This is a genomic window from Achromobacter sp., from assembly GCF_036567245.1.
In the GTDB taxonomy this organism is placed as follows: domain Bacteria; phylum Pseudomonadota; class Gammaproteobacteria; order Burkholderiales; family Burkholderiaceae_B; genus Achromobacter.
The window spans coordinates 1-7,046 of record NZ_DATCUY010000278.1; the positions used below are offsets into that span (position 1 = coordinate 1).

A 7,046-nucleotide genomic window follows, 5' to 3' on the forward strand; every position below is an offset into this window, starting at 1 on the left:
GCGCGCACCGCGGCCTCGGCCTCGGGGCCGCTGAGCACGCCTTGTTCCACCAGCCGCACCCATTCGGGGCAGGGCCTGAACAGGATGCGGACTTCGGGGGCCTCGCGCCGGACCAGCGCGGCGAATTTCGGGCTGGCCAAGGTGCCGGTGGTGGCGAACACGCCGACCACGCCGCTGGTGGTCAGGTGCGCGGCCGGCTTGATGGCGGGCTCAACGCCAATGATGATCAGTTCCGGGTGGCGCAGGCGCAATTGCGCGATGGCGGCCGCGGTCGCGGTGTTGCAGGCCACCACCATGGCCTTGGCCTGGCGCGACACGAAGTAGTCGGCCAATGTGTTGGCGCGCTGCTCGACGTAGTCCTGCGTTTTTTCGCCATAGGGCACGTGGGCGGAGTCGGCCACGTACAGCAGCGACTCGTGGGGCAGGGCGTCGCGGATGGCGCGCAGCACGCTCAATCCGCCGACGCCGGAGTCGTAGATGCCGATGGGGGATTCTGGAAGCATGGCTGCAATGCGGAGTGCGGGTGCCGGGCAGTGTAGCGCCGCGCGCTCAGGCCAGTGATTCCTCCCGCTGCCGGCGGGCTTCGTCGATCAGCTTGCGGGTGGCGCCTGACAGCGATTCGTCACGCCAGATCAGGTTCAGCGGCGCGCGCAATTCCGCGGGCTGGGCCAGGTTGACGTACACCACCCCTTCGATATTCACGCGGCGCAGCGACGCCGGCACCAGCGACACGCCCAGGCCCGCCGCCACCAGGCTCAGGGTGGACAGCATGCGCGGCGCTTCCTGGGCCACGCGGGGGCTGAAGCCGGCCGCGCCGCAGGCGGCGATGATGGCGTCATACAGCCCAGGCCCGCTGTGGCGGCGATAGAGGATCAGGGATTCATCGGCCAGTTCGGACAGCGCGATGCGCTTGCGCGACCGGCCCTTGACGGCCGGGTGGTCGGCGGGAAAGGCGGCCAGCATCGGTTCCTCCAGCACGGTCTCCACCACCACGCCGGGGCCCAGCCCGTAGGGGCCGCGGATGAACGCCGCGTCCACCCGGCCCGCGCCCACGGCTTCCATCAGTTCACCGGTGCTGCTTTCCTCCAGCACTAGCCGCACGTTGGGCGCGGCCTCGCGGAAACGCCGGATGACGGACGGCACGAAGGGGTGGAAGGCGGCCGATCCGGTGAAGCCCACGGTCAGCCGTCCGGCCTCGCCCAGCGATACGCGGCGCACGCCTTCCACGGCCTGGTCCACCAGGGCCACGATATTGCGCGCATCGTCCAGCAGCGCGCGGCCGCTTTCGGTCAACTCCATGCCGCGCGGCAGGCGGTGGAACAGCGTCACGCCCAATTCCTGCTCCAGCACGCGGATCTGCTGGCTGAGCGGCGGCTGGCGTATGCCCAGCCGCGCCGCGGCCTTGGTCAGATGGGATTCCTCGGCCACGGCCAGGAAGTAGCGCAACAGCCTCAAGTCTACGGATGCCATATTCAACCGATATGAATATATAGATAGTCATATATTAGACATTATCCGAGGCGAAGAGTAGGCTGCAATCTCGTTGTCTTCCCCTGGTTCCACCCCGCGCCGCTACACTGGCGCCGGCATAAAAATGATGAACGCAGCAGCACCTTCCATCCCCGAGGCCGATCTCCGGCCCGCGCCCACTTGCGGGCAATTGTTCTACGGATTCCTCATGCTCGGCCTGACGGCCTTCGGCGGCGCCCTGCCGCTGGCGCGCCGCATGGTCGTCGAAAAGCACCGCTGGCTCAGCGGCGCCGAGTTCACCGATCTGCTGGGCCTGTGCCAGTTCCTGCCCGGCGGCAACATCATCAACCTGTCGGTGGCGCTGGGCATGAAGTTCCGCGGCCCGCGCGGCGCCTTCGCGGCGCTGATGGGCCTGATCCTGGCGCCGTCCGCCATCGTGGTGCTGCTGGGCATGGTGTACGACCGCTTCCAGAACGATCCGCACATCCAGCACCTGTTCGCCGGGCTGGCCGCGGCCGCGGCGGGCCTGCTGATCTCGATGGCCGTGAAGATCGGGCTGCCCGTGATCAAGCGCCGCGACTGGCTGGCCGGCGTGGTGGCCACGGCCTGCTTCATCGCCATCGCCGTGCTGCGCATTCCGCTGTTGCCGACGATGGCGGTGCTGACGCCGCTGAGCATCCTGATGGTCTGGAGGCAACGTCGATGATCCACACCCTGATCGCCCTGGCCCTGATCTTTTCCGAGTTGTCCGTATTGGCATTCGGCGGCGGCAACACCATCCTGCCCGAGATGCAGCGGCAGGTAGTGGACGTGCATGGCTGGATGACGGCAGCCGACTTTTCCGCGCTGTTCGCCCTGGGGCAGGCCGCTCCGGGGCCCAACCTGATGGTGGTCACGCTGGTGGGCTGGCACGTGGCTGGCGGCCTGGGCATGCTGGTCACCACCATCGCCAAGTTCGGCCCGTCGTCCATCATCACCGTGATCGCCCTGGGGCTGTGGGAGCGGTTCAAGGACCGTCCATGGCGCGGGGTGATCCAGGCGGGCATCTTCCCCATGACGGTGGGGCTGGTGGCGGCCAGCGCGGCGCTTATCACCGAGGCTTCGGTGCATACCTGGCTGCTGGGCGTGATTGCCGCCGTGGTGGCGCTGCTGGGCAGCTTCACCCGCATCCATCCGCTATGGCTGCTGTTCGGCGGCGCACTGGCCGGTTTGCTCGGCATCGGTTAGCGTTAGGGCCTGTTCACGTCTAAAGGAGCGCCGCATGCCGCCGCTCAAGGATTTCGATCCCGAGGACGACGCTGCGTCCGGCTCTGCCTTGCCGTTCTTCCATGCGCACCGGCGCCTGGTCGGGTGCGCCGCGCTGCTGCTGGCCATGGCGGGCGGCCTGTACGCCCTGGGCGTGCCCTGGGTCCTGGCGCTGTTGCTGGGATTCGACGCAGGGGCGCTGGTGTTCCTGCTGATGACGGCGCGGGTGTTCGGCCGGACCAGTTCTGCGGCCATGCGCCACCACGCGCAGCAGCAGGATGTCGGACGCACGGGCGTGCTGTGGAGCAGCGTGGCGCTGTCCTGCATGGTGATGATGGCGCTGTGGGTCGAACTGCAGGGCGAGAGCGGCGTGGGCAGCGTATTGGCCATGCTGGCCGCCGCCGCCACCATCATCCTGTCATGGCTCTACATGAACATGATCTTCGCGCTGCACTACGCGCATGGCTATTACGGCCATCGCAACGCCATGCACAAGGGGCTGGATTTCCCGGGTACGGAAGATCCCGACTACTGGGACTTTGCTTACTTTGCGCTGGTGCTGGGCATGACGTTCCAGGTGTCGGACGTGCAGATCGTGAATCGGCGCTTGCGCCGCACCGCGCTGACACACAGCGTCATCGCGTTTTTCTTCAACGTCTTCATCATCGCCATCAGCGTGAACGTGGCGGCCGGGCGGGCCTAGGACCGCCCAGCGGGGCCACGCCTCAGGCTGCGCCCAGGCGCCACAAGGACGTGACTTCCTTCGAGCGCGCCGCGTGCAGCGGGTCGCTCGCATCCTGCGCGCGGCCGTGCGTGGGCCGCGTGTCGATGCGCTCGATGACCTGCAGGCCGGCCAGGCTGATCATTTCCAGCAGCGCTTCGCGGCTGCGCAGGCCCAGGTGTTCGGCCAGGTCCGACAGGATCAGCCAGCCTTCGCCGTTGGGCGTCAGATGGGCCGCCAGTCCGTTCAGGAAACCGCGCAGCATGCGGCTGTCGGGATCGTAGACTGCATGTTCGACGGGCGAGCTGGGACGAGCGGGCAGCCATGGCGGGTTGCAGACGATCAGCGACACCCGGCCCTCGGGGAACAGGTCCGTTTCTTCGACATCGACCTGCTTGGACAGGCCCAGCCGCTCGAGGTTTTCGCGGGCGCAAGCCAGGGCGCGGGGATCCGTGTCGGTGGCGATGACGCGCTTGCCGCCGCGGCGTGCAATCACGGCGGCCAGCACGCCGGTGCCGGTGCCGATATCGAAGGCCACGCTGCCGCGCGGCATCGGGGTGTGCGCCACCAGATCGACGTACTCGCCGCGCAGCGGCGAAAACACGCCGTAGTGCGGATGGATGCGGGCGTTCAGCGCGGGGATTTCCACGCCTTTCTTGCGCCATTCGAAGGCGCCGATCAGGCCCAGCAGCTCGCGCAGCGACGCGACATAGGGCTCATTGGCGGGGCCGTGGGCTTCCTCGCAGGCCAGTTGCGCGTCGGGCGCGCGGCGCAGCGGAATGCCGTGGCCGGCGTCGAACGGGATCAGCAACATGCCCAGGATGCGGGCGCGCTGCGACTGGATCTGGCGGTGCTGGTTGAAGGCGTCCAGCAGGGTGTCGACGGGCTTGCGGGGGCGCTTGTCGACCCGCCGCGTGATGGCCTGCAGCAGTTGCCGCGCATTCTGGAAATCGCCGCGCCACAGCAGGCCGACGCCTTCGCAGGCCTGGCGGTAGGCCATGTCCGCGGTCATGGTGTCGTCCGCGACCACCACGCGCTTGGGCGGCGCGGCGCCGGATTCGGAGCGCCAGCGGGCGGAATGGGGGGTCTGGTTTTCTTCCCAGCGGATTTCAGGGATGGTCAACGTGTCGCTCCAGCAAGGCGGGGCGCGCGGGGCAGGGTGGTCATGGAGAAAGCAAAAAGAAGGGGCGCGGGCTGCCAATGTAGCAGCTTCACGCCCCGCCGCGGCAGGCGCAGCCCGCCGCGATGCCTGATGCAGGCCTCAGTGGAACAGCACCACGGCCTTCTGCAGGGTGATCCAGATGCCCCAGGCCAGCGGGATGCCCACGCAAGCCCAGGCGAACACTACCAGCGCCGCCGGCGTGCGGAACGTGGATGCGCCGACCCCATGCGTTTCCGTGGCGACCGCGCGTTCGTGGGCCAGCGCTTTTTCACGGGCCAGCTCTTCGTCGCTCATGAAGTACTTGGCGTTCACCGGCCGGATCGCCAGATTGCAGAGGAAGCCCAGCACCAGCATGCCCGCCAGGATGTACATGGTGATGTCGTACACCTGGGCGCGCGGCACGCCGATGGACAGCTGGTATTCGCGGATGTAGTTCACCAGCACCGGCCCGAAAATGCCCGCCGCCGACCAGGCCGTCAGCAGCCGGCCATGGATGGCGCCCACCATCTGCGTGCCGAACAGGTCCGCCAGATAGGCCGGCACGGTGGAGAAGCCGCCGCCGTACATGGACAGGATGATGCAGAAGGCGGCCACGAACAGGGCCAGCGCGCCGATATGCGCGGTCCAGGGAATCGCCGAGTACAGCGCGAAGCCCAGCACAAAGAACACGAAGTAGGTGGTCTTGCGGCCCAGCTTGTCGGACAGGCTGGCCCAGAAGAAGCGGCCGCCGATGTTGAACAGGCTGAGCAGGCCGGTAAAGCCGGCGGCGATGGCGGCAATGGCCGCCAACTGGCTCTTGTCCAGCTGCGTGTAGCCCAGCTCAGGCTGGTTGATCAGGCCGCCGCCGAATACTTCCTGCAGCAGCGGCGAGGCCATGCCGAGGATGCCGATGCCCGCCGTGACGTTCAGGCACAGCGCCCACCACACCAGCCAGAACTGCGGCACGCCCCAGACGCGCTGCACATGGACGTGGCCCTTGGTGATCATGGCGTTGCCGGCATGCTTGGCCGGCGCGGTCCAGCCCTCGGGCTTCCAGCCGGTGGGCGGTACGCGGTAGCCCAGCGCGCCCGACATCATGAAAACGAAGTACACCGCGGCCATGGTCAGGAAGGTCTGCCATACGCCGGGCGAATCGGGCGTGGCGAAGTGGCGCATCAGCAGGTCGGCCAGCGGCGCGCCTATCATGGCGCCGCCGCCAAAGCCCATGATGGCCATGCCCGTGGCCATGCCGCGGCGGTCCGGGAACCACTTGATCAACGTGCTCACGGGCGAGATATAGCCCAGGCCCAGGCCGATGCCACCGATGACGCCCGACCCCAGCCAGAGCATCCACATCTGGTGCAGGTACACGCCGATGGCCGAAATGACCAGGCCGCCGCACCAGCACAGGGCCGACACCACGCCCGCCTTGCGCGGTCCGGCGCGTTCCAGCCAGCCGCCCCACAGCGCGGCCGAGCAGCCCAGCAGCACGAAGAACAGGGTGTACATCCACCCCATGGTCGAGATCTTCCAGTCGCAGTTGGTGGCGAACAGCTCGGCGACGAGGCTCATGTCCGCGGGGCAGGCCAGCGGCTTGGCGCCGCCCACCACCTTGGACAGCGGCAGCCAGAACACCGAGAACCCGTAGGCCATGCCGATGCACAGGTGGATGGCCAGGGCGGCCGGGGGCACCAGCCAGCGCGAGAAGCCCGGGCCGGCGATGGTGCGTTCCTTGTCGAAAAATCCCGGCTTCGAACCGGGCAGGTCCAGCGTGGCAGTACTTTGCATGTTGTCTCCTCTTGGGGGCCGCTCTATGGCGCGCGTAGCCCGGTATCTGGCCGGTCCCGCCGCCTTCTTTTGTGATGCTCTTGTTGTCTTGCGTCGCGCCGCTACGCTAGGCCACGCGCGCAAGCGGCGTGAGGCGCTGACGGTTTTTCGTGACCGCTTCCAGCACCAGCGGATGCAGGCGTTCCCCGCCGGCATCGCCGTCAGGGCTTTGTTCGAGAAAGCCCAGGAGCTCATTGCGCATGCGCGGCTCCCAGAACTTGTGGATATGGTTGGCCACGCCTTCCAGCGCTTCCTGCCGGTCGGGCATGGCCTCGAAGAATTGGCCGATACGGTTGGCCATGCGGATCAGGTTGCCGATTTCCATGCTTGCGTAGGTCCGGTTCAGGAGATGATGCGTAGGGGATGGGTGTACAAGGTGGCGTCGTCGCCGCGCAAAAAGCCCAGCAGGCTGACGTTGGCTTCATGGGCCAGGCGGATGGCCAGGGCGGTGGGCGCGGAGACGGACGCCAGCACCGCGACGCCGGCAGCAGCGGTTTTCTGCACCATTTCGAAGCTGGCGCGGCTGGATACCACCACGATGCCGTCGCCGGCATGCATGGCCTGGCGCGCCAGGGCGCCGACCAGCTTGTCCAGCGCGTTGTGCCGGCCGACGTCTTCGCGCACCAGCGCCACGGCGCCGTC

9 protein-coding genes are annotated in these 7,046 nt (G+C 67.7%); 3 read left to right on the forward strand and 6 right to left on the reverse strand.

Going from position 1 to position 7,046, the window contains the following annotated elements; translation table 11 throughout:
* Both VIR09_RS12205 and VIR09_RS12210 read right to left on the reverse strand, forming a co-directional pair.
* Positions 1 to 503, reverse strand: a 503-nt coding sequence (locus VIR09_RS12205) for a glutamate racemase (RefSeq protein ID WP_332013112.1), incomplete at its 3' end; no start/stop codon positions are given.
* Between the two features lie 46 nt (positions 504 to 549).
* Complete coding sequence (locus VIR09_RS12210; RefSeq protein ID WP_332013113.1) at positions 550 to 1,470, reverse strand: LysR substrate-binding domain-containing protein; 921 nt, start codon at positions 1,468 to 1,470, stop codon at positions 550 to 552.
* 124 nt (positions 1,471 to 1,594) lie between these two features.
* Here VIR09_RS12210 and VIR09_RS12215 point away from each other — a divergent pair, with 124 nt between their 5' ends.
* Genes VIR09_RS12215 through VIR09_RS12225 form a run of 3 tightly spaced genes read left to right on the forward strand, consistent with a single transcriptional unit; the run spans position 1,595 to position 3,418 of the window.
* A complete protein-coding gene (locus VIR09_RS12215; protein WP_332013114.1) occupies positions 1,595 to 2,176 on the forward strand; it encodes a chromate transporter in 582 nt (193 codons plus the stop codon).
* A complete protein-coding gene (locus tag VIR09_RS12220) occupies positions 2,173 to 2,697 on the forward strand; it encodes a chromate transporter (RefSeq protein ID WP_332013115.1) in 525 nt (174 codons plus the stop codon). The genes VIR09_RS12215 and VIR09_RS12220 overlap by 4 nt, the downstream gene beginning before the upstream one ends.
* A gap of 34 nt (positions 2,698 to 2,731) precedes the next feature.
* The gene (locus VIR09_RS12225) at positions 2,732 to 3,418 is read left to right on the forward strand and encodes a DUF1345 domain-containing protein (RefSeq protein ID WP_332013116.1); all 687 of its coding nucleotides are present in this window, start codon (positions 2,732 to 2,734) and stop codon (positions 3,416 to 3,418) included.
* Between the two features lie 22 nt (positions 3,419 to 3,440).
* On the opposite strand, the gene VIR09_RS12230 is transcribed toward VIR09_RS12225, so the two are convergent.
* The 4 genes from VIR09_RS12230 to VIR09_RS12245 all read right to left on the reverse strand — a co-directional run.
* Entirely contained in the window at positions 3,441 to 4,559 is a 1,119-nt protein-coding gene (locus tag VIR09_RS12230) for a class I SAM-dependent methyltransferase (RefSeq protein WP_332013117.1), read from the reverse strand.
* Between the two features lie 138 nt (positions 4,560 to 4,697).
* Complete coding sequence (locus tag VIR09_RS12235; protein ID WP_013395797.1) at positions 4,698 to 6,365, reverse strand: OFA family MFS transporter; 1,668 nt, start codon at positions 6,363 to 6,365, stop codon at positions 4,698 to 4,700.
* 106 nt (positions 6,366 to 6,471) lie between these two features.
* A complete protein-coding gene (locus VIR09_RS12240; protein ID WP_332013118.1) occupies positions 6,472 to 6,729 on the reverse strand; it encodes a formate dehydrogenase subunit delta in 258 nt (85 codons plus the stop codon).
* A 17-nt stretch (positions 6,730 to 6,746) separates the two neighbouring features.
* A partial coding sequence (locus VIR09_RS12245; protein ID WP_332013119.1) for a formate dehydrogenase accessory sulfurtransferase FdhD occupies positions 6,747 to 7,046 on the reverse strand: 300 nt, incomplete at its 5' end.